Here is a 21335-nt window from a genome sequence, read left to right as displayed (position 1 = left end):
GCTTCATTTCATAAGAAATGAATATTATTGTTTGTTGACGTTTTTGTTTGTTTAGTTTTCAAAGAACAATTTCTTTATCGCTCAAAAGCGACTTTATTAATATATCATCTACACCCAGCAAAGTCAACAATTTTTTTTTAAGTTGTTTTTCTTACTGTCAGCAGCGACGTTTATTAATATAACAAGATTATAACTAAATGTCAACGAGTTTTTTAAATAAGTTTTTTATCCTATCCCTTTTTTCGATCCTTCTTGCCTACCCTCATATATTTGAAGCATTCTTGCGGAGAGGCAACCCGCTTAAATAATGAAAATAAAATCTTGTATCGCTCTTCCATTGACCTTTTTACAATATGATCAATTCGATCATCTTTTAAATCAAATAATATTTCATCCATCTCTCTCTTAATAAGGTATTCCACTTCTTTTACTTCCTTTTCACTAATTAGAAGCCCAAACATTGAATAACCCCCAAAGAAATTTCTAGTTATAGTAGTCTTTTCCAAATATAGATATTTTATAATCACAATGTTTAAGCATATTATCAAAATTTCAAGCATAGGTTTGAGACAAGGATAGTATTGGACGAGGTGGGGCAGATGAAATTCTTTTTTGTATTGAATGGTAAATCGTTAAAAAGTTTATCTCTTATTCTCATTGCAGCATTGTTTACAGCATGGTTTCTATACATGGAAAATGTAGGGCAAATCCCTGTCTTCTCGACTAAAGACAGCACTAAAGCCATTTATCGCGGTGAAAAAGATTTGGCTCTCACATTTAATATTGGATGGGGGGATGAAAAGGCTGAACCCATTTTAGCTGTGTTAGAAAAAGAGAATGTTAAATCCGCCACTTTTTTTCTATCGGGATCCTGGGCTGAACGTCACCCCGACATTGTCAACCATATCGTCAAAGACGGATATGAAATTGGAATGCTGGGGTATGACTATGTTGATTACCTAGATGTAGAGGATGCAAAAATTGCAAAGGATATTTCCAAAGCTCAAGAGGTCTTCACAAAATTAAATGTTAAAAATATTAAACTTTTGCGTGCACCAACTGGTCATTTTGATGAGCGGACTTTAAACATAGCGAAACGATATGGCTATACGGTTGTTCATTGGAAGGTAGACTCAAAGGACTGGCAAAATCCCGGAGTAGATAAGATTGCCGAGAATGTCAGCAAAGCTGAAAATGGCGATATTGTCCTGCTCCATGCATCTGATTCGGCTAAACAAACAGCTAAAGCACTGCCGCTTATTCTCGCTGATATTCGTCACAAAGGATTGAAGCTTGTCTCTGTTTCAGACATGATAGCTAATGGGCAAGTTCAGTCTAAGGAAATTAATTAAAGTAGTTAAGAAAAGCGCTGGAGCTAGACAATTCTCGAAGTCGATTTTATACTCCCTCATATTATAAAAACCGCCCATATTACATGGACGGTTTTTTGGTTATTTTTTTAGTATTATTCGTTTGCTTTGTTTTTTGTTCCGCGCGTGTATTTCTTTCTAGAGTGGATTGAGCGTTTAATTTATGAAGAATTAAAATTTGATAGGCATTACACGCTAGTAACGAAATCATCATGAGATAAAACCAGTTCTTTTCATTCTCACGGAGTACTGGGACCCATTCCACTAAAGTCGCGACAATCATAAAGAATATCGCAGGGATAAAAGCCGCTCTGTTTGTTTGTTTCACCTTATACCAGGCAACAACAAGAGACACAGCCAGCAAGAAAAGAGCCGGTCCAAAATAAGGGATAATAGAATCTCCTGGTTTTGCAAAGTTCTCATAGCGTAAGTAGATTAAATCAAATAAGCCAAATAGAACAAGAACAACTTGAACAGAATTCCATAAGGAAACCGATTTAAAAATTCCTAGCCCAAAACGGTGAATCGTTAGATAAGAAAAGAATCCCATTTGGCTAATCACACTAAATAAAAAGCCCATAACAATCAGCCAAATTAATGTGGATAAGATATCGATTATTTTAAAGTGTAAAAAATAGGGCTGAAATTCATCCCAGCGAATGATAAAACCCACAATAGCCGTCGTGACCCCGCCAACTAATAATGTGGACATAAATAGTCTTACCCAATTACGGCTTGTCACACTTGAAACCCCCAGAATTCTAGAATCACTTTATACTGATTGTACCAAGCAAGATGCGAAAAATCCATAATTTCATTTATGGGCGAATAATAATCCCTACTTTTCTTCATCCTAAAATTAAGGATTGTTATGTGAAAGGAGCTTGAAAATGAAAGCGTATAGGATGTTGCTCCTCCTGCCCATCATGGTGTTTGTTACTAGTTGTGCTACTTCTAATGACTTAAGCAGTGCGGGGCAAATGGATTACGATAAAACCAAAAAAATGGTGGTGGATATTCTTAAAACCGATGACGGCAAGAAGGCCATTCAGGATGTTATGACCTCTGATGCAATGAAGGAAAAATTGGTCATGGATCAAAAGGTGGTAGCTGATACCATACAATCGACTCTGACATCCGATAAAGCGGTTGATTTTTGGAAAAAGACATTTAGTGATCCTAAATTTGCTCAAACCGTAGCCAAAAACATGAAAAATGAAAATAAGGCTATCTTAAAGGAATTAATGAATGATCCTCAGTATCGGACGATGATGGTTCAAGTTTTTAATGAACCTGAAATTCAAAAACAAATGACCGATGCACTAAAAAGTAAAGAGTATCGACAACATCTTCAAGATGTGATTACAGAGACCCTTAATAGCCCACTATATAAAGCTAAAATACAAGAATTGCTTTTAAAGGCAGCAGAACAAGCATCCAAAAAGTCTAGTTAGTATCATGACTGAAAAATGAAGCCTCTTCGCATTATGAAAGAGGCTTCATTTTCGGGTGCTTTCTTATTAAAAGAGGTATGAATTGGCATACGTCTTTGCATTGCCGTTTGGAGTACCAATTTTATGGATCTTAAAACTGATGATTCGCGCATCTGGGATCGAGTGGGGCCGCACTTATCCGTTAGGGATCAGGTTACGCTCCGGATATGATAAATAGACGGAAAAATTACGTTTAATTAGTAAAATTGACTTGAAAGTAGCATGAATAGACGGAGAGATTCCGTCTATTTACTCGAAAAATTCGAAAATGCGGCATTTTGCTTTGCATAAGCGGAAAACCTCCGCTTATATATCTCGATACTAGCTCCATTCTGCATTTAACCGGAAAATCTCCGCTTATTTTACTTGTGCAGGTTCCTAGATTAAGGACAAGACATCCTATTTAAAAGGGAGTGAGTGTTATCTCAAAAATTCCAAGAGAACCTCATTTTGGTGTCTTACGGTAGGTGAGATTTTATATAAATAGGTTTTTTGTATTTCTAATAAAGAAACTCGCCAATTCTATGGCGAGTTCTACTTTTATATATACCAAAAACGATGCCAATACGGCTGTCATTTCGGCACGTATTTTAAGAAAGACACCTCAAAACGGAAGAGGCTTCATTTTTTATTTAAGAAAAATAAATTATAATTTCGACTCCGAGAAATGTCCAGCTCCAGGCGCCATTGGCTCGAGGTCACCAGCCGGAAGCTAAGCACCTTGCGCTTTTCTTATTTCAACAGGCGTGTTACCTTTTCCGCAATCTCTATATAAATTTTTCCGATTTGATGGTCTTCTTGATAAACAGATGGTGCAAAATCTTCATCATTCCAATCAGGCTGGTTCAGTGGTAATCGTCCAAGAAGGACCGTATTTAATTCCTCTGAAAGCTTGTCTCCGCCGCCACGGCCAAACACGTATTCCTTTTCACCTGTTACCTTGCTTTCAAAGTAGGCCATATTTTCAATTACACCAAGAACTTCATGTTCGGTTTTTAGTGCCATTGCACCTGCACGGGCTGCTACAAATGCAGCAGTTGGGTGTGGTGTCGTCACAATGATTTCCTTACAAGCAGGCAGCATCGAATGAACGTCTAAAGCAACGTCACCTGTTCCTGGAGGGAGGTCTAATAATAAATAATCTAGGTCTCCCCATTCTACTTCACTAAAGAAACTGTTCAGCATCTTTCCTAGCATTGGTCCACGCCAGATAATAGGCGCATTGTCCTCTACAAAGAATCCCATGGAGATCACTTGAACCCCAAAACGTTCAACAGGGATAATTTTTTCGCCCCTGACCACAGGACGATTGGTAATTCCCATCATATCAGGTACACTAAAGCCGTAGATGTCGGCATCGATTAATCCTACCTTTTTGCCTAAACGGGCTAAAGCAACTGCCAGATTAACGGAAACAGTTGATTTACCAACGCCCCCTTTTCCACTTGCGATAGCAATAAAGGTTGTATTTTTAGATTGAAGGAGGTTTTGCTCTTCCTCTGGTTCGACATTTCGATATTGTGCCAATACTTCTTCAGGCAGTTCCGCAAACCGGATTCCCACAGTAGCAGCTCCTGCTTCTTTTAGCGCATTCACAATTTGTGTTTGTAGTTGAAGCTGTTCGCTTGTACCTGTTCTGGCAATCAACAACTTCACACTAACGTGGTTCTTTTCTTCTTTAATTTTGACTTCCTCAATGGCGTTTAATTCGGTTAATGTTTTATGTAAAAAGGGCTCTATGAGGCCACCCAGAACTTCTCGGACTTTATTCTCTGTTAACATAAATTGCACCTCACCTATGAATTCGATTCCATTTTCAGTATACCATAACCTTAGCGAGAAACACGTTAATTCCATCACACGTTTGGACAAAACGGGTCAAACTTCTACCATAAAAAAACGGAAGATGCTTCCATCCCCCTTTAATCTGGTTCTTTTAATTCTTTTTCATTCGTAAAGTAGCGGAGAATCCCATTATTAATGGATGCTGCTACTTTTTCTTGATAGGAACCCTTTTTTAGAAGAGTCTTTTCTCTAGGGTTGGATAGGAAGCCTACCTCTACGAGAACGCCAGGTTTTTTCGCATTTTTTAAAATATACACTTGATTGATTGGTTTCGCTCTACGCTCGGTGTTTTCGAGATTTCTGCGGAGTTCTTCTTGAATAAACTTTGCAGCCCTTGCATTTTCTTTATAATGCGGTGCATAGAAGGTTTGGGCACCGCTCCATCTTGCGGAAGGAATTGCATTTAAATGGAGACTGACAAATAAGTCAATATCCGTTGAATTTATCATTTTTAATCTTTTTTTGAGGTCCTCTACTTTCCTGCGGCTATAACCTCTGGTATCTGCATCTGCTAAATCTTCATCTTTTTCCCTAGTCATAATCACCAGGGCCCCTTGCTCTTGAAGATAATCACGGACTTTTTTAGTAATTTCTAATGCAATGTCCTTTTCAAGCGTTGTACCAGCTGAAGCTCCGCCATCCGGTCCGCCATGCCCCGCATCCAACAAGATAATTTTCCCTGATAAAGGAAGATTCCAGGTTTTCCAGGAATTATTTTCACTAAAGTCATGTTGTAGTATAAAAAACAAGACAATTAATCCGGTAATAAAGCTAATAATCTTTACTCTGCGCTTATTCACCCATATCATCCTTCCCGCTCGTCCCTGTTCAGTTAACTATATGGGACAAGGGGGAGTTTTAGAACAGTAAAAAGCACCCACTAAGCATTGTAGATTCTCGGGTCAAACCATGCCGGGTGCTTTTGATCTTCTATAGGATTAGTGTAATCTAAGCTTATGTCGTCTCTGCCCTTTATCAAAGCCTTCTTTCCACCAGACAAAGATATATTGTTCGCATAGATAATAAAGCGACTCACTCATCGTGCCTTCCAAACCATTTCCCCAATAGAGAAGAAAGTTATATAAAGTATCAATCAAGTGTTTCTCTTCCGGTATACACCTTTTGCGCACTTCGTCTTCGTTTTCACCATAATAGCCAAACTTACTGAATTTCGCCCCTAAGAGGAAAGCTTCTAGGGCGACATCATAACAGGCTTCCTCTATCCCTGTATTCATCACAAAGCTCGCGGCAAGCTGAGTGGATCCAAAATATTGTTTTACTCTTTCTTTTAATGTATGAATCGATAAGTCCCGCAGAACGGAACGCTCATATTTAATCTGCTTTTCGCGTTTTTTTTCTTTGAAGGTTGTAATCACAGTCACTTTCTTTCACCTCTTAGGACTATTCTTTATCCCTTAGGTCTTAGAAATGCAAAGACTGTATTACCAATTTTTAAAATCAACTTATGAGAATGAGGATTTCAAACAACATTTTTGCAGATTTAACCTCTAACGTAAGTAATCATTCATATTTCTTCCATAATAGGAAATGATAAAATCAAGGATAAATATGGCGGTGACTTAAAGATGGGCTGGTTCACAAAAACGCAAAATAAACATCCTAATAAAGATGCATTAGAAGAACTTTTCAGACGTTCAAACGATTTTAAAAAAGTATCTTACATGAATGTACCCACTAATAAATCATTCTCCATTTCATTTATTTCGACTCTCATTGATGAAAGTATATTACAGGAGAATGTCCTGCCCTATTTATTAGAAAAGCCGTTTGCCAAAATTGAGGATGTAAAAAAAATTATTACACTGGCTGATATTCAGATTAGTAATGATTTAAGTAAGATTGAACAAAAATTATTTAATGGCTATGTTCTATTATCATTGGATGATGACCGCGATCAATTTGCTTTTTTAGCCGCGCAAAAAGAAATCGGCCGAAGCATTACAACTCCTGAGGTTGAATTTAGTGTCATTGGCCCAAAAGAAGCTTTTGTGGAATCAATCGATCAAAATGTAAACTTGATACGTAAGCGGCTACCCGTTAAAGAATTAATCGTCGAAGAGCTAACCATTGGTTCTTTATCCAAAACAAAAGTTTCTGTTTTATATCTTGAGGGCATCGTTGATCCCCAAAACGTCAAAACCGTAATGGAACGATTGAATAATGTTCAATTTGATGCGATTACCGATAGTTCTTATATTGTTCAGTTAATATCCGATAATAAAAATTCTCCTTTTCCACAGCTTTTGGATACAGAGCGACCAGACAGGGTTACCGCCATTTTAGCAGAAGGGAAAATCGCGATTTTCGTGGATGGTTCACCGCACGCACTAATTGCGCCAACCACCCTAGTGGAATTTTTCAGTTCATTTGAGGATTATTTTTTAAATTGGATGTTATCATCCTTTTTCCGACTAATTCGGCTTTTTTCCGTCGCATTTTCTATCTTAGTAACACCTGTTTATGTAGCAACACTATCTTATCATTATGAATTAATACCTAAAGACTTGATGAACACATTGGTGTCCTCCAGGAGAGATATACCGCTCCCTCCGATTTTAGAAGCACTTGTTTTAGAGCTGACGATTGAGTTGCTTCGGGAAGCTGGAGCTCGTCTGCCTACAAAGGTAGGTCAGACGATTGGTATCGTAGGCGGTATCGTTATTGGAACTGCCTCAGTTGAAGCTGGGTTAACGAGTAATGTTCTCCTAATTATTGTAGCGCTTGCGGCACTTGCATCTTTTACAACACCTGTTTATAAAATGGGCAATGCGATTCGATTATTACGATTTCCATTTTTGTTTTCTGCTGAAATTTGGGGACTTCTTGGAATTGTCTTATGTTTTTGTTTCTTAATGACCCATTTAATACGGCTGACTTCCTTAAACCGTCCTTTTTTAGAACCATTATATCCACCAAGATTAACGGACCTTAAGGATTCGCTAATCAGGCTGCCGTTCAGCAAACAATCCTTAAGACCACAAATTCTAAGGACCAAAAATCCTGTTCGTTATAAAAAAAGCGATATTGACGAATAAGAACCGGAGGATGGGTATGGGACAATTAGTACCTGAAAAAGCAAAAATATCGCCTTTTTTAGTTTTTTTCCTTGTTCACACCATGCAATTTGGCATTGGGGTTTTAGGGTTTCAGCGAATTATAGCTCTAACTGCCGGGTATGATGCTTGGATATCGGTTATTTTTGCGGGACTATCTATACATATCATTTTATGGATGATGTATAAGATCCTTGAAACAGTGGACGGTGATATTATATCCGCTCATTCATACATCTTTGGTAATATGATTGGCCGCATGATTTCATTACCTTTTGTATTATATTTTTTATGCGTGACTCTAACCCTACTCCGTTCCATTATTGAAGTGGTTCAAGTATGGATGTTCCAAGATATGAGTACCTTTTGGTATGCTTTTGCTTTTTGTGTGCTGGCTATCTATATTATTTTCGGCGGATTTCGCACAGTTACAGGCATAGCATTTTTTTGTGTAGTTCTACCTTCATACTTAATCTTCACCTTTTTCTTTGCCATCCCTTATGCTGATGTAAAAAATTTATTGCCGATCTTTGATCACCCTATCAAGGATCTATTTAAGGCTGCATATCAAATGTCACTAACCTATCTTGGTTATGAAGTACTTTTATTCTTTTATCCATTTATCAAAGATCCACAAAAGTCAAAGAAATGGGCTCACTGGGGTATCCTATCTACCACTATTCTGTATACATTGATTACCATTACAACCTTTTGTTATTTTTCTGAAGGGCAGCTGCAGAAAAATATCTGGGCAACGTTGGCTATTTGGAAAGTAGTTGAAATGCCATTTGTTGAGAGATTTGAATACATTGGCATTGCCAATTGGAATCTTGTCATCCTGCCTAATGTTTGCATTGCCCTTTGGTGTGCCAGCCGAATTTTAAAACGTGTGACGAACCTGAAACAAAAGTATGGTGTCTTGTTATTATCCCTAGTCATTTTAATAACAGTTAATTTTTTTAAGACACGTGAGCAGGTCAACCACCTCATTGACTTTACAGGTAGGGTTTCCTTTTTCCTTAATTATGTCTACATCCCATTACTCTTTTTTCTAGTGTTAATCGTGAAGAAGGTGAAAAAGGAATGAAAAAGCTTCTTTCTATTGTTATTCTTTCTACCACACTTGTCGGATGTCTTCAAAAAGAAATCGTTGATGATGTGAACCTAGAGACGGGATCGGCTTATGATTATATAGGAGGAAAAATACGCGGAACTGCATTAATTCCTTTCTATTTATCAGATAAAACCGTAGAAAACAAAACCTTTTCGGCTTCCTCTAATTTAAGCAGGGACTTCTTGAGAGATATCCAACGGCAGTCCTCAGATCCACTGGTAACAGGGAGTCTTAAAGTGGTCCTTTTTGGTGAACGTCTGGCGAAAGAAAAAGGAATTTTAGACTTAATCGATTCATTCCAACGAGATCCCAGTATTGGTGCAAGATTATATCTAGCTGTTACAGAAGGTGAAGCTAAGTCTGTTTTCAAGGGTAAATATGGGGAAAGGGGAAATGCCATTTATTTATCTAATCTTATCCGCCATAATATGAAATCAAAGGATGTGCCTAGAACGGACTTGCAGCGTTTTATGGTGGATTTCAATCAAAAAGGAAAGTCTCCTTACCTCCCTCGTATAAAAAAATTAGACAAGGAAAATGTTGAAATTAGCGGACTTAGTTTTTTCCGATATGGACATGTTGTAGATACCATTCCTGCTGATAAAATGTTCTACTTTAAGCTGCTAGTAGATAAATATAGCCAAGGGACTCTAAAAGTAGATATCGGTAAGGAAGCTGCCGCAATTGAAAGTATCAAATCAAATTACAAATTGCGCCTAATATCCCGAAAACCTTTAATCGTTCAAATCAACATACAGGTAAAAGCCATATTAAACGAATACTCCGGTGTTAAGATTACACAAGGAAAAATCAAAAAAATAGAAAAAAAATTAGAAGATGATATAGAGGTAGAATGTGAAAAGTTAACCAAAAGATTTCAATCAAAAAAGACTGATCCGGTAGGTTTCGGACATTTTATTAAAAGTAAAACACGTGGGTTCAATTTTTCAAAATGGGAAACGGATTATAAGGATTTAAAAGTGAATGTTCAAGCTGATGTAAGCATTACGGAATCGGGGGTTATTGATTAAGTTAAAACCCCCGGTCCTATAATTGCATTGCCTTTTGTTTTAAACAGTATTAATCATTTAGTAAACTCACCATATATTTATTAAAAAGACAGTTTAGGAGTTATTCTTTGCCGCTATTCCAGCCTTATTAAGGAGGGAAGGTATGTTTGGTTTCTTTTCATTACGTAGTAAAAAAAGTGAAAAAGAAATAAGAGAGGGAAATAAATTAAATACCGACATTTTGACTAAATTAGACCGAATTATCGAGCTACTTGAGCAGCAACAAACAGAAACAAGTATGCGAAATATCCATTTCGATTCCGTTCAAATCGATCATTTAGAAAATATCATCTTCCGGTTAGACAAAATAGAAGTAGACGAATTAAGCGGTAAATTAATTATCGGTAATAATATTAATACGACAAGTGACATAGCTGATGTACTTAAAAAGGAATTGAACCCCGACAAGGAATCCTCTTCTGAAAAATCAACCATAGGATCGAATAAAATCACAAATACGACAAAAGGATTCCGTTTCCATTTATGACCTATTTAATACATTGGCTAGGATCTCGGTCTATTGAAGTTATTTTAATATCTCGATCATCCATAATTCCATCTATAACGTCCTGGTCATTGTTTAAAAGGATATTATTTAACATTTGATTGTTATTTCCATTGACTGAACCTTGTGATGTATTACCTTTTTGATTGGAATCCATCCCATTTACATGGGCTTTACCAAGGAATATGGAACTGTTCTGCTCTATTCTATTCACATTTAAGCTTTCAAGTGTAACATTCGTCGTATTTTCATCACTTGGATTTTCAAACGAAATATTAATATCACGGTCATCAATAGGTGTATCCACTATGTCAGGGTCATTTAATATAGAGATATTATGAAGCAACAGATTGGATTGCCCGCTAACATTACCGATAACGCTATTTTCCTTGCCATGGGCACTCCAGCCAATGGCTATATTTTTTTCCCCTATAAATATCCCCGATTGTCTTTGCATGGTTTGGATGTTAATATCACCAGTTGTAATATTTAATGTTGAAGACTTTAACATTTACTGTCACCACTTTTTTTATAAAAATCTTGGTGATTTACTTTATGTTACCGATGTAGGTCTGGTGCTCAAAAAAACTGTGTCACCCGCCCAGTGGCTGAATAGACTATAGGGAACTGACGCCTTTAAGAAGGAGGGCCTAAAACATGATCGATTTAACCTTAGGTGAAATATCGATAACGCATATTGGACAGTCGTCAGGATTTTTCATGGGCGAGCAAAATACTCTTGAGAAGTTTAATTCCAAAAAAATCGTAAACGAAGTCGTTGCAATATCAGGTGATAAAAATTTGCTGTTTGAAAACGTTTGGATGAAAAATAAACAAAAAGGGATGGATATATAAATCATGGCTTCCCCTATTTTGTCTCCAACCTTTCATATTGGTTCCATTAAGATTGGTTCCATTGAAGGTGCATCTGCGTTCAGTATTGGGAATAATTTTATCGAGGACTTTAAAAATAACAAACAGCATAACCAAGGCTTAGGTAATATTCATGGTGATCGCAATAACTTGTCCCATATGACAGCGTCTTTAACGAATCATGAAAAACCCACAGAAAAGCCAAAACAAAATGCGAAGATAGAAAAAACCCTTGATTAATCAGAGGGTTTATTTTCATTTAATATCCTTATACATTTCCCCCGCCGCCAATATTCGGCTTAAGGTCTTGATCAAAGATAACCCCATCTATCATTTCAAAGCTGTCTGCAATATTATTTACATTTCCCGTATTTAAATTACTAAATCCATAGGTACCCCCCATGTTTAAATTATATTTCCGGTTCGCATCCATTCCATTTACAACACCTTCGCCAATAAAAATCGCCGAGCTTGCTTGAGGGGAATTTACATTGAAAACACCTAAATTAATAACGGAAGGCATGGTACTACCCCCTTTTCTTCCTTGTTAAACTATATTATGAATCAACCCTGCACGATGTGAAGAAATAACGATATACATCTATTCCTAACTCCCAGCTGAAACAGCTGACCTGACACTGATTTCATTTTTCGTTTTGCCATCCCTTATTGTCGTTGTGAAATAATTATATAAGGTGTTTAAGAATGTTGGTGCCTGTTTACAAAATGGCGCCTTTGAGAAGTAACTAAAGCCTAATTTCTCACTTACAATCCGGGAAATTAGGCTTTTTATAGTTGAACCAGTTAGATTATATAAATAGAAAGAACCCTAGACAGTTCAAAAAGTTGTCTCTCCTAGCTAATCAAATTCCCTTTTATCCATGCTCGAGGAAGATATGGTCCCACCGGGATTTGGATTAAGCTTGTTTTTTCCTTTGAATGGATCCCATAAAGTTCATCACACTGATTCGCATCAAACCCTAATAGCGGGTGCCCCCCCATTCCTAAGGCACACGACATTAAGAGAAGACGTTGAACGAGAATACCCGTTTCCATCTGTTGAATACGATATCCTCTGTACCCCAGCTTTTTTTTGAGATGGTCCTTGTCTCCTACAACATGCAGTACTAGAGGAACTTGAAACAGGTTTACCGTGGGCATTGTTAATCCATACTGTAAAAACTCCCGAAAATCACCCTGGGTTATTCTTCGAAGTGCATGAGCGCTTTGGTCATAAGCGTAGGCACCATTTGGAATCCCCTCTATATTATAAAAACTCCCATACAAACTGACACGAGTCTCAGCATTCTCATGTGTTCCATTAAGGTCATTCTGATACGACAAGGAAAATGTTTCTTTTAACAATGTGGAAACTTTAGTCTGACTGACCTTACCTATCATAAAATCATAATTAGGGGAACACCTCTCCCTACAAACGGATGCAAGATCAAAGACAAGGCGTTCGGTAAATGGAAGCATCATTGCCTCCATACCTAAGGCAGGTTTCACACGATTATCGTTACTTATCTTCACGAATGAATTGGTGGTTTCCAACAACGATGCTTCATTCATTTTTCTCAGCATCGGATAATCAATCACTCTCTTAGATCGATTATAGGACTCGTGTTTAAGCAATGGAACTTCTTGAATTAATTCTGTGTCAGAAACAACTTCTTCACAGTTATCCTTGTAAACACCATGGATAGATGGGTGAATGGATAATGGGATAACCGCATATACACTTTCATCCTGTTCAGATAGTCCAAGTAAATGATTGATAGACCGATCCAGAAATTGATAGCTTACTCGTGAAGAGAACCCCATCTGATTAGCCACTTCTAACGTTTGCCCTATTAACACGCCAGCGTCTAACCCTTGGAGCCTATAGGAAAAATTATTATATTTGTAGAAGTTTTTCCAAAAAACGGTCGAGACAAAAACAGTACAGAAACAATCGGACACGTCACAATTTCCAAGACTTCTAGATAGGTAAAAATCTTGATTTCCTTCTCGCAGCAAAAGAAGGCGGTGATGCGCCACATCGTAATGGTAAATGCCCGTCGGTACGTCTTCAAGCTTTATATACACGTATAATTCATTGGGGTACAATGCCCCTCCTGAGGGGACAAATCTTCGTAATAACTGAGCATAGCTTACATCGGCTTTTTCACCGGTGTCCTTAATGAAGGGAGTTTGAGCGTATTGAGTAATTCCATACACATACCACAAGAAATGACCAAGTTCCTCTAATGCAGGTTCTACATGAGCTTCTCTTCTCTTGAGAGTTAACGGTACATCTCCGGATAGTGAGATCTCTGGCAGGCCGCGGTAGAGTTTATAGGGAAGCGGTGCGTTCTCCCAATCCACTTGCCAATCAGGAGGAGCGCACTTATCCGTATCAAAGTGAAGATGATGCAGAAATGTTTCAAGATTCACTTTTACACCTCCTATTCTTCATTATGGGAATGGGTGAGGATAGGGATTAAGCTGTTCATACGATAACGGCTGGTTGGTAAATCCAAGTTTCATCGGCACTTGAAGGACCCTTTCCAGCCCTCGAACACGAGTAAGGTGATGTCCGAATGTCATCGGCAACATACCAGGAATCAATACCTTAACACAGAATAATCCGTTCCGTTTGGTTATTGGAGTTGTTTGGTCTACCACAATGACCTCGAGGTCTAATTGTCGGAACCTATCAAGAACAGCCTGAAGGTCATCCTTTAAATCGGTATTCTCCGGAGGCTGTTTGAATTCCTCCGCAAACGTTCGTAATGGACGATTATCCTGCAATAAAAAGTTCAACCGTTCCTCTGCTTCCGGCAGACCGTAAAGCAGGCCATGGTCCGCCATATTACGGACTGCAAATGGATCTTTTAGCATTTCTTCATATTTTTGCCGGTTTTCTTCCAATATTTTGTCATGCCTAACCATCATTCCAGCAAGCTCGTAAAGTGAGCTTTTTACCGCTCTTACAGGATCAGGATTAGCGCCTGCCGCGCAAATAAGATTCACACCCGTTGATTTTCTGTTTTTTGCCACTGCCCAAACACTGGGAATTCCATGTTCCATGGTCGAATTGTAAAAATAAACGTCATACCCCTGTACCTCACGTATCCTGTCAACCATCAACTCTAATTCTTTATCGTTTGCTGAATGGAGATCAAGAGGCGGGATAGACAGCTGTGCATACCACGTTATCAAGAAGGAATCCCTCTCAACAATCTCCATAATGCCATGGAATATGGCTTCCTCCATACTTCCTCCTAATGCACATCCGTTGGAGGTTTCATAGACAAAGCCCTCTCCATTAATGCCCAAACTGTAATAGGCGAGTAACTCCGGAACCAGTATAGGACGTTCTTGTAAAAACGAATAACCCCAGACCCAATTCATTGGGGCATTAGGATGAAACGGTTTAAACGGATAATCAATCTTTGCATATTGGTCCTGATCATGTAAACCAACTCTTTCCGGATTCAAGGCAAAATCCTTTAAATGGCGATAACTACCGCGAACTATCTTCCTTTTACCTTGAGGCTCGATTCCGCAATATCGCTCCAACCCTTCCAAAATGGCCGTTAGCTCACTTATTTCATAAGAATTAGAACGGCCAGCTACTCCCTCGTCAGCCCCAAACAACGGCATGTTAACCAAAACATCGGCAAATGGCAGCCTGAAATCCTCCATTTTTCCATTCATGATACCCGTACGCTCATCGAGATAGTCTTCAACCAGCACGGTTTTCAATTCATCCATCGAACGGCAGCGATAACCGGTACCATTTAATTTAGGGCTGGACTCTAACGTAATTTGAGCTAATTCTGGTGTGTCTTCAGGTATTGGACTGCAAATTGAGCACAATGGATCAGGCAGGAAAATGTGACTGGAGATTGTTAACGTCCTCAGATTAGTAATGAACATCCTTTCTTCTAAGGGAGAGGGCTCTCCTTGAAGGACTTTCTTCACTTCGTTACTGATAAGGTTTGCCATTTGCGATAGTCCCGTTCTTGAAGCCCATGCATCACGCAGGGCACCCTCCCCTGCTGTCAATCTCCTTTGAATTTCCCACATTTCATAGCGATCAGGGCCAGCTATCAAGCGTCGTTTGTCAGCACAGAGAGAACATCCCGGTCTGTCGTGCCGTACTAATGGACCAATGATCCCCTCACCGAATGAAACGAAACCTCGAAGCCAAGGGATACCAGCGGACCTAAATCTCTCTTCCGCTTTTTGATGAATGGATGGGTGCCAAGCATCGCTAAGCACCAGAGCTAAATCTGTTTTTTCGGGAACTTCTTCGAACTTGCCTTGACGTCTTACTTGATATTTGGTGGACAATTGACCTGAGACATAATCCGCCAATAAACCGTCACCAGTAATGAGAATATGGGCAGTCATTAGGAATCCCCCTCTCGAACCTGCACACCATACACCCCTGCCAGCTCTTGTTTTAAAAAAGGTTCGATTGACAGATCATAGACGAATAGCTGTTTGCTGTTTCTTTTCAAGACTCGAATGGAAGCTTGTAATAGCTCCAATTGTGTCATGTCATCATAAGAAGGGATTTCAAGTTTTGCCCCCTTTTTTTCCTGATAAATCATCGACTCCGTCACTTTCTTTTCGTCGCTTTTTATCTGGTTTTGAGCGTCCAAAAGTGCTTGCTGTAATGTATTTCGTAATGCCAAAGTCGTATTTAAGCCTGCCCCTGTGTACCAACAGCCCTTCGATCTGACCCATACAACAGGGAAGCCTAATACATCTTCTTTTAAGCCAATGGTCGGTGCACCGTTCAAGGTGGTCAGAGCATTTAAATAAAACCTGCATCTTTTATCTTCTATGGTTCCAATTGAGACACGAAAAAACTTATTCAAGTTGTCAACCTGTCTCTGTTTCAATTGTTCATCCAGATAGGCTTGCAGCCCTCGACAAACAGCTTCTGCGGTTGTTTCCCCTGAACCAATGCCAAGAAACCCATCTGGAAGATGAACGCCCGCTTTATCTGTTTGATTAAGGAAGCCAAACTTAAGGGAATCTATCATTTTGGAAGTATACATTTCAATCCCCTTTAGACCGGCATTCCTTCTTGCTTCTTCATGTGTCAGCCCCGAACAGATAACTTCCGGCAGCAGTTTTGCCGGTCCTTGTGACACTGGGTCAACAGCCTGAACATAGCATTGGGCAAGAGGAAGCTGTATCAAATCCCGTTCCTCCCAGGTATGGAAAATACCTATTTCTTTTGAAGTTAAGTGGCCGAAATATTCCAATAGCACTCCCGGCTGTTCATTCCTATCTGATTCTTGTTTAAGTTTTAAATCAACATCTTCAACCTGTTCAGGTGTTAGCTTTATCGACATTACCGATGGATGTGTGATGAATGAAAGCCAGTCTCCTTCCATCGTTTCAAGATTAAGCATGTAAATTTGATTACTCTGATATGAATCTGCTATGCCTGTAACCTTCTTGAAAAATTCGAATGTAGAGACATTTGCCAAAATTGCTCCTGAAGTAGAAGAGAAATCCAGTGGCAGCCTATCTGCTTGTACGGAAGATTGATGAATCCTGCGCCATGCAGACTCGAAGCATCCCTCGGAATCTGGATGGGTTATCGGACCAGAGAACCCAACCTTTTCTAAATAGATGGCGGGAAGAAATGCCTTCTTTTCTTCTTTGCAAATTTGATTCAGATTCCTTAATTCATCTACATTTCCATCCTGGGAGACATATAGAATCCAATCATAGGGCTGAACTGCATCTTTCCAAACATTTTTTCCCGCCTTTTTAGGATAGGGCACTTCCACCATCTCGACATCGGAGTCTATTTCCCTCGCGTTCTGCACAAGCATATTAAGCCGCAGCCTATTGGTTGGAACCGTATCTGTGACCATGACATTTAATTTAGGCAGCCCCGAATCAACTAATGCCGAAACCAACGATACAAGGAAAGGTCCAGAGCCCACAGCCAATACGCTAGCCTGACGATACTTTTGAAATTGGTAGGCACCTGATTCGATAAAATTCTCGATAAATTCAATTTGTGAAGCATACTTTTCAAGAACTTGACGATTTAATTGATGGGGAATATCTTTGCTTACATCTCGAACAAAACCATTCTTGTACAACGTTTCTCCGATTTCATATACCCTGTCACGATACGGTCCCGTTAACCCCTGCGTCAAATCTCCCATGGTTTGCTCCCCATTGAACATCGGCATCAATTTCTCAATCCACGGATAAATGGTTTTTCCCTCCATCTGAAAGGAATTTACGTTATTTCTAAAATAGACACCCCCCTTTTGATCCGGAAGATAAAATGTATCCCTTTTGGCTTTCAATCGTGAGGACGAGGTAAGTTTTGTCATTCAGCGCCTCCTTATTCCTTATCATAACAACTTATTCAATATCAGTTTATGTACGATTTTTTGTCCAATATGATAAACATAGGAACAAAAGCGCAAGCGCCTTGAACAGGGAAAAAAGTAGTTCATTTTTTCCTAGCCCCGACAAGCATAAGACGCTCAGGGAAAGAAGGCGTTCTTTGCCTTCATTCCCTGAGTGGCTTATGATCTCTAGGGGCTAGGCGCTGGAGCTGTACGTCGAAAGTCCTTATATTAACAGTTATCCATAAGCGAAAATTCTATAATATCTCAAACGATAAAGAAGTGCCCCCGCGGCACAAATTGGTGCGGGAGCACTTTCTTTATAAAACAATATCTCTTCCTGTAATCCCCAATAGACAAGATTAAATAAAACCGATACCAAAGCCAAAGCAGCCAAAGCCAATGCCAACGCAGCTAAAGCCGAAACAGCCACCACAGCCGCCGCAACCGCCACAGCCACCGCATCCGAAACAGCCTCCGCATCGGAAGCCGAAGCCTCCACAACGTCCGAAGCCACCGCATCGGAAGCCGCCGCAGCGTCCCCACATACGCGAATCCTGAAATTGTGGACCGTATGAAACTAACTCACCAGTTTGATATGGGTCCATTGCCAACCCTTGCAGTTCATTTTGAAAATTTTGCATATTATCCTCCCCTTTGTATTTAATCATCAGATGAAACAGAAACCTGAAAAGAGAGTATTAATTGGTCTATTTTGTGTAAAATAAATTTCTGATGCTGATGTACTCTCTTCAACAAAATATGGTTTTTTATGGGGCGTTGTTACTATTGTAAAAGCCTATTTTACTTTGAGGACATAAAGGGAATCTGCTTGTTAGTGGAAGTTGAATTGGGGAGGAGACTAAAAGTGCAAATGTGATAAAAAAACAGTAATAACAATGGCTGTTGAGTGCTCTTTTAAGCACAACGCCCTGTTATTATGCATTGTTGATTTTCGTGTAGGCATGAGAATTCATAGGCGGAGTATTTCCGCCTAATGTTTAGGGAGGAAGCTTAAGAAGCGGAGATAAACGGAGATATTCCGCTTAACTGCTCTAAATAAGACAAAATCTAGAGATTTGGTTAATATAAACGGAAAAACTTCCTTTATTTTAATGGAAATAGGGGTATTTCCTAATTTAAACGGAATTTTTCCGTTTATTTTTCAAACAAATGAAATCACCAAATCAAGATTCAGTTATAACAGAACCAAGCACAAAAAACCCCCAACCAAATGATTGAGAGTCTTGTAGTTCCGCAAAAATTAACGTTTTTAGAACTGAGGCGCACGACGAGCACCTTTAAGACCGTATTTCTTATAAGTTCCTTACTTGGGAATCACTCTTCTATCCCACACTCCTATTTACATTCTAATATCCCTCATCTAACAGTTGTTTTGCTTCGAAATACAAAACCTGAATAAACTTTTTGGCATTAATTCGCGTATGCGTGGATGAAATTAAAGATGCTTGTTTCAATTCCGTCATCCGTTGACGCACTGTTGTAAAATCAAAAAACTTCGACGCGTAATTCTCAAATTTCTGATTCGCAAAATCAGTGAGGCCAAGAGATGCCAAATGGTTCAATGATTGGTAAATCGCTCGACGAACACGCTGTTCTGACGCTTTTCTCTCTCTGTCAACCTCATCCTGCGAAGCGACTGGTCCTAATTTTTTCAAGCTGATATGGGTGAAGATATCCTTTAAAATAGGAAATCCCGTCTCTAATGCCTGTTTTGTCTCATAATGATATAAATAATCGATGATTTCCAGCAAGTCCTTGCTTCCATTTTCACCGGCTATGCCAAGTTCGGATAAAAGAATTTGCCCCCAGTCTGTAATTTTCTTTTCTTCGGATGGAGCCTTTTGTTCCTTGGAGGAATTCCAATCAAATACATTGCTGAGTGATTTTTGAATATCTTTTATAGATCTCTCCAAACGAATACGTTCCATGACCTTCTGTACAACTGATAATACTTCATTTCTGTTCAGTGGCTTTGTGATGTAATATTCGATTCCAAGTGAATAAGCCTCTCCGATCAGTTCTTTAGATTCCACTTGAGAAATCATAATGATTTTCCCTTTAAATGACGGCGCAATGCGACGAATGGTTTCAATTCCGTCCTGGATCGGCATCAGTAAATCAATGAATAAAATATCGACATGCTTCATTGCCAGCATATGTGCATCTAGGAAAGAACCATCATCCGCTTCCCCTATAACATCACCCAATTCTTCATCCTCTATAATTTGTGACAGCATAGATCGAAAGACTTCATCATCATCCGTAATATAAAAAAACATAAACTCACCCTTTCTCGGCAAGACAGAGGATCGGCAGCCGGATAATGAAAATACATCCTTTCTCACTCGTTTGGAGTGTTACCTCTCCCCCCAATTCCTCTGACATTTCTTTTATATAGGATAGCCCGATTCCCGTGGATGGTGTTCCATCTTCTCCATATTTAGAGGTAAACCCCGGTTTAAAAATAAGATGTTTATATTTTGAAGGGACGCCCGGACCGTCGTCAATGACTTTATACTCGATCCAATTATCCTCTTTATTTATCAAAACAGTGATGGTGCCTGTATTTTCAATCGCTTCTACTGCGTTCGCGACTAAATTGTTGATAAAAGACAGCATAAGGTAAATGTGATAATTCGGATGCTCTCCCCTAATCTGCCAAACAAATTCAATTTTCTTTCCTAACAGCGCCGCATATTTCTGATTGATTCGAACTATTATGTATACCAATTCATGTACATTCATATATTCCGGCAGACTTTCGCTAGAAATGAGCTTTGAAAGGCCCGCAAAGATTCTTTGGTTATCCTTTTTTATTTCATGCACCTCTCCGGCTATTCGTAAAACTTTTTTTCCCCAATTTTCAATTGGAAATCCCTGATCTTGTTTAAAATCAATCATGTTTCGATATAAATTGTAGGATTCTTTTGTGATGGTTTCTGCATTTTGTAGCGTCTTTTTCAAATAAACAGACTCTACATACAAATTGGAAAGGTGCATGAGCATATTCTCATTCTCCCTCCGGGTTTGCGATTCTTTCAGCCGTAGTTCATACAGCTTCATCATATTGATGAAGGCCAAAACAAAAAAGCTTCGAAATACCGCGATAATAATGATTTTGTTCACTGACCCTACCGTCACAGCAGTTCCCAATACAAAAAGATGATAAAACATTAACTCAATAAGACTCGATGTGATTTCAATTATAATACCGAAACATCCTATCAGCAAAGGATGCTGATAACGTTTCACCTTCATCAAATAAAACAGGGAGGCATATGTAAAATAGTAGAAGAACGTCGGATACCGTAGGGTAAGAGATTCTGCTAGAATAAAGTCTGACGACACCACCCAATCCAATAAAACACGGAAAGCCGAGACGGACGTTCCTACTAACAGCCCCATGACAACAGGTGAAATTTTACGAAAGAACAATAAAGAAAAGAAGAAAATAGGTGTTCCGAAACTAACACGAAATACATTATCGAATGGATGAAAATTCAATTCACCCGCGATTGGTACTATAACCATAAGAGCAATAACGATCCAGAAATCTTTACTTTGCAGGTGATCCGCTCTCAATTCCG

General features: G+C 39.0%; 22 protein-coding genes. 9 read left to right on the top strand and 13 right to left on the bottom strand.

Annotation, left to right across the window (positions count from 1 at the left end; translation table 11 throughout):
* Positions 1-230 precede the first annotated feature (230 nt).
* The gene (locus JOC76_RS27680) at positions 231-461 is read right to left on the bottom strand and encodes a hypothetical protein (protein ID WP_205182008.1); all 231 of its coding nucleotides are present in this window, start codon (positions 459-461) and stop codon (positions 231-233) included.
* Positions 462-599: 138 nt separating this feature from the next.
* On the opposite strand from JOC76_RS27680, the gene pdaB reads away from it, so the two are divergent.
* Positions 600-1352, top strand: coding sequence for a polysaccharide deacetylase family sporulation protein PdaB (pdaB, locus tag JOC76_RS27675; protein ID WP_205182007.1), 753 nt, complete (start codon positions 600-602; stop codon positions 1350-1352).
* 79 nt (positions 1353-1431) lie between these two features.
* Here the strand turns inward: pdaB and JOC76_RS27670 are convergent, their stop codons facing one another.
* Entirely contained in the window at positions 1432-2112 is a 681-nt protein-coding gene (locus JOC76_RS27670; protein WP_205182006.1) for a KinB-signaling pathway activation protein, read from the bottom strand.
* A 148-nt stretch (positions 2113-2260) separates the two neighbouring features.
* Here JOC76_RS27670 and gerD point away from each other — a divergent pair, with 148 nt between their 5' ends.
* Positions 2261-2824, top strand: coding sequence for a spore germination lipoprotein GerD (gene gerD, locus JOC76_RS27665; RefSeq protein ID WP_205182005.1), 564 nt, complete (start codon positions 2261-2263; stop codon positions 2822-2824).
* An 82-nt stretch (positions 2825-2906) separates the two neighbouring features.
* Positions 2907-3041 (top strand): hypothetical protein, encoded by a 135-nt coding sequence (locus JOC76_RS30650; RefSeq protein ID WP_275591424.1) that lies wholly within the window; start codon positions 2907-2909, stop codon positions 3039-3041.
* Between the two features lie 554 nt (positions 3042-3595).
* Here the strand turns inward: JOC76_RS30650 and salA are convergent.
* The 3 genes from salA to JOC76_RS27650 all read right to left on the bottom strand — a co-directional run bounded on the left by salA (position 3596) and on the right by JOC76_RS27650 (position 6090).
* Positions 3596-4645, bottom strand: coding sequence for an iron-sulfur carrier protein/transcriptional regulator SalA (gene salA / locus JOC76_RS27660; RefSeq protein ID WP_205182004.1), 1050 nt, complete (start codon positions 4643-4645; stop codon positions 3596-3598).
* A 140-nt stretch (positions 4646-4785) separates the two neighbouring features.
* Complete coding sequence (gene cwlD / locus JOC76_RS27655) at positions 4786-5508, bottom strand: N-acetylmuramoyl-L-alanine amidase CwlD (RefSeq protein ID WP_307784778.1); 723 nt, start codon at positions 5506-5508, stop codon at positions 4786-4788.
* Positions 5509-5646: 138 nt separating this feature from the next.
* On the bottom strand, positions 5647-6090 hold the full coding sequence (locus tag JOC76_RS27650) for a YbaK family protein (RefSeq protein WP_205182002.1): 444 nt from the start codon (positions 6088-6090) through the stop codon (positions 5647-5649).
* A 204-nt stretch (positions 6091-6294) separates the two neighbouring features.
* Here JOC76_RS27650 and JOC76_RS27645 point away from each other — a divergent pair, with 204 nt between their 5' ends.
* From JOC76_RS27645 to JOC76_RS27630, 4 genes are all read left to right on the top strand, one after another.
* Positions 6295-7764 carry a spore germination protein gene (locus tag JOC76_RS27645; RefSeq protein WP_205182001.1) on the top strand — a complete coding sequence of 490 codons (1470 nt, stop codon included), beginning with the start codon at positions 6295-6297 and terminating at the stop codon, positions 7762-7764.
* Between the two features lie 16 nt (positions 7765-7780).
* On the top strand, positions 7781-8869 hold the full coding sequence (locus JOC76_RS27640; RefSeq protein ID WP_205182000.1) for a GerAB/ArcD/ProY family transporter: 1089 nt from the start codon (positions 7781-7783) through the stop codon (positions 8867-8869).
* Positions 8866-9927 (top strand): Ger(x)C family spore germination protein, encoded by a 1062-nt coding sequence (locus JOC76_RS27635; RefSeq protein ID WP_205181999.1) that lies wholly within the window; start codon positions 8866-8868, stop codon positions 9925-9927. The genes JOC76_RS27640 and JOC76_RS27635 overlap by 4 nt, the downstream gene beginning before the upstream one ends.
* Before the next feature lie 142 nt (positions 9928-10069).
* Positions 10070-10453 carry a hypothetical protein gene (locus JOC76_RS27630; protein ID WP_205181998.1) on the top strand — a complete coding sequence of 128 codons (384 nt, stop codon included), beginning with the start codon at positions 10070-10072 and terminating at the stop codon, positions 10451-10453.
* A gap of 1 nt (position 10454) precedes the next feature.
* Here JOC76_RS27630 and JOC76_RS27625 read toward each other — a convergent pair whose 3' ends face one another.
* On the bottom strand, positions 10455-10982 hold the full coding sequence (locus tag JOC76_RS27625; protein ID WP_205181997.1) for a hypothetical protein: 528 nt from the start codon (positions 10980-10982) through the stop codon (positions 10455-10457).
* A gap of 146 nt (positions 10983-11128) precedes the next feature.
* On the opposite strand from JOC76_RS27625, the gene JOC76_RS27620 reads away from it, so the two are divergent.
* Positions 11129-11326 carry a hypothetical protein gene (locus JOC76_RS27620; protein ID WP_205181996.1) on the top strand — a complete coding sequence of 66 codons (198 nt, stop codon included), beginning with the start codon at positions 11129-11131 and terminating at the stop codon, positions 11324-11326.
* Between the two features lie 3 nt (positions 11327-11329).
* Entirely contained in the window at positions 11330-11584 is a 255-nt protein-coding gene (locus tag JOC76_RS27615; RefSeq protein WP_205181995.1) for a hypothetical protein, read from the top strand.
* Between the two features lie 28 nt (positions 11585-11612).
* On the opposite strand, the gene JOC76_RS27610 is transcribed toward JOC76_RS27615, so the two are convergent.
* The 7 genes from JOC76_RS27610 to JOC76_RS27580 form a co-directional block, all read right to left on the bottom strand.
* Positions 11613-11867 carry a hypothetical protein gene (locus JOC76_RS27610; RefSeq protein WP_205181994.1) on the bottom strand — a complete coding sequence of 85 codons (255 nt, stop codon included), beginning with the start codon at positions 11865-11867 and terminating at the stop codon, positions 11613-11615.
* 332 nt (positions 11868-12199) lie between these two features.
* Positions 12200-13780: a SagB family peptide dehydrogenase gene (locus tag JOC76_RS27605; RefSeq protein ID WP_205181993.1), complete on the bottom strand. Its 1581-nt coding sequence runs from the start codon at positions 13778-13780 to the stop codon at positions 12200-12202.
* A gap of 21 nt (positions 13781-13801) precedes the next feature.
* Positions 13802-15745 (bottom strand): TOMM precursor leader peptide-binding protein, encoded by a 1944-nt coding sequence (locus tag JOC76_RS27600; RefSeq protein WP_205181992.1) that lies wholly within the window; start codon positions 15743-15745, stop codon positions 13802-13804.
* Positions 15745-17706 (bottom strand): putative thiazole-containing bacteriocin maturation protein, encoded by a 1962-nt coding sequence (locus JOC76_RS27595; RefSeq protein WP_205181991.1) that lies wholly within the window; start codon positions 17704-17706, stop codon positions 15745-15747. The genes JOC76_RS27600 and JOC76_RS27595 overlap by 1 nt, the downstream gene beginning before the upstream one ends.
* A 380-nt stretch (positions 17707-18086) precedes the next feature.
* Positions 18087-18368, bottom strand: a complete 282-nt coding sequence (locus tag JOC76_RS27590) for a heterocycloanthracin/sonorensin family bacteriocin (RefSeq protein WP_205181990.1) — start codon at positions 18366-18368, stop codon at positions 18087-18089.
* Positions 18369-19094: 726 nt separating this feature from the next.
* Positions 19095-20027: a response regulator gene (locus JOC76_RS27585; protein WP_205181989.1), complete on the bottom strand. Its 933-nt coding sequence runs from the start codon at positions 20025-20027 to the stop codon at positions 19095-19097.
* Positions 20028-20031: 4 nt separating this feature from the next.
* Positions 20032-21330 (bottom strand): ATP-binding protein, encoded by a 1299-nt coding sequence (locus JOC76_RS27580; RefSeq protein ID WP_372442020.1) that lies wholly within the window; start codon positions 21328-21330, stop codon positions 20032-20034.
* Between the last annotated feature and the right edge of the window lie 5 nt (positions 21331-21335).

It is taken from the genome of Neobacillus cucumis, from assembly GCF_016908975.1.
In the GTDB taxonomy this organism is placed as follows: domain Bacteria; phylum Bacillota; class Bacilli; order Bacillales; family Cytobacillaceae; genus Neobacillus; species Neobacillus cucumis.
Note: the sequence above shows the minus strand (reverse complement) of the source record. Positions and strands in the feature narration are given on the sequence as shown.

Bases quoted from the DNA above. Each gene is read 5' to 3' on its own strand.
- JOC76_RS27680 (WP_205182008.1), bottom strand. From the start codon at position 461: ATGTTTGGGCTTCTAATTAGTGAAAAGGAAGTAAAAGAAGTGGAATAC.
- pdaB (WP_205182007.1), top strand. From the start codon at position 600: ATGAAATTCTTTTTTGTATTGAATGGTAAATCGTTAAAAAGTTTATCT.
- gerD (WP_205182005.1), top strand. From the start codon at position 2,261: ATGAAAGCGTATAGGATGTTGCTCCTCCTGCCCATCATGGTGTTTGTT.
- salA (WP_205182004.1), bottom strand. From the start codon at position 4,645: ATGTTAACAGAGAATAAAGTCCGAGAAGTTCTGGGTGGCCTCATAGAG.
- JOC76_RS27645 (WP_205182001.1), top strand. From the start codon at position 6,295: ATGGGCTGGTTCACAAAAACGCAAAATAAACATCCTAATAAAGATGCA.
- JOC76_RS27640 (WP_205182000.1), top strand. From the start codon at position 7,781: ATGGGACAATTAGTACCTGAAAAAGCAAAAATATCGCCTTTTTTAGTT.
- JOC76_RS27635 (WP_205181999.1), top strand. From the start codon at position 8,866: ATGAAAAAGCTTCTTTCTATTGTTATTCTTTCTACCACACTTGTCGGA.
- JOC76_RS27630 (WP_205181998.1), top strand. From the start codon at position 10,070: ATGTTTGGTTTCTTTTCATTACGTAGTAAAAAAAGTGAAAAAGAAATA.
- JOC76_RS27625 (WP_205181997.1), bottom strand. From the start codon at position 10,982: ATGTTAAAGTCTTCAACATTAAATATTACAACTGGTGATATTAACATC.
- JOC76_RS27620 (WP_205181996.1), top strand. From the start codon at position 11,129: ATGATCGATTTAACCTTAGGTGAAATATCGATAACGCATATTGGACAG.
- JOC76_RS27615 (WP_205181995.1), top strand. From the start codon at position 11,330: ATGGCTTCCCCTATTTTGTCTCCAACCTTTCATATTGGTTCCATTAAG.
- JOC76_RS27610 (WP_205181994.1), bottom strand. From the start codon at position 11,867: ATGCCTTCCGTTATTAATTTAGGTGTTTTCAATGTAAATTCCCCTCAA.
- JOC76_RS27600 (WP_205181992.1), bottom strand. From the start codon at position 15,745: ATGACTGCCCATATTCTCATTACTGGTGACGGTTTATTGGCGGATTAT.
- JOC76_RS27595 (WP_205181991.1), bottom strand. From the start codon at position 17,706: ATGACAAAACTTACCTCGTCCTCACGATTGAAAGCCAAAAGGGATACA.
- JOC76_RS27590 (WP_205181990.1), bottom strand. From the start codon at position 18,368: ATGCAAAATTTTCAAAATGAACTGCAAGGGTTGGCAATGGACCCATAT.
- JOC76_RS27585 (WP_205181989.1), bottom strand. From the start codon at position 20,027: ATGTTTTTTTATATTACGGATGATGATGAAGTCTTTCGATCTATGCTG.